The 511-nt window shown below is 57.3% G+C and carries 1 protein-coding gene; it reads right to left on the bottom strand.

From position 1 onward, the window contains the following. A partial coding sequence (locus PROAA_RS13565; RefSeq protein WP_186411850.1) for a signal recognition particle receptor subunit alpha occupies positions 1–511 on the bottom strand: 511 nt, incomplete at both ends.

Raw genomic sequence — 511 nt, 5'->3', positions numbered from 1 at the left:
GGTATCGACAAGCAGCACGTCGTGGAAGTGCCGTCGTGCCCAATCGACTGCATTGCGCGCGATTTCGACAGGCTTATCGGCTGGCGATGAAGGGAAAAAGTCTACCCCGGCCTGTGCCGCAACGGTCCTCAACTGATCAATTGCTGCCGGACGATAAACGTCGCAGGAAACAACCAGTACTTTCTTCCTTTCCGTGTCACGCAATTGTTTGGCTAGTTTGCCAACGGTGGTGGTCTTGCCTGCGCCCTGCAAGCCCGCCATGAGCACAACCGCTGGTGGCTGGGTGGAAAGATTGAGGCCGTCGTGCGCTTCGCCCATAAGCAGCGTCAGTTCACGGTGGACAACACCGATCAATGCCTGGCCAGGGCTTAAGGAGCCAATCACATCCTCCCCGACCGCTTTCTCCTTGACGGAAGCGATCAGGCTCTTGATGGCGGGTAGGGCAACGTCAGCCTCAAGCAAGGCGAGACGAACTTCTCGCAAGGCATCGGCGATATTTGCTTCGGTGAGA

The sequence above is a fragment of the Candidatus Propionivibrio aalborgensis genome (genome assembly GCF_900089945.1).
Classification (GTDB): Bacteria; Pseudomonadota; Gammaproteobacteria; order Burkholderiales; family Rhodocyclaceae; genus Propionivibrio; species Propionivibrio aalborgensis.
Note: the sequence above shows the minus strand (reverse complement) of the source record. Positions and strands in the feature narration are given on the sequence as shown.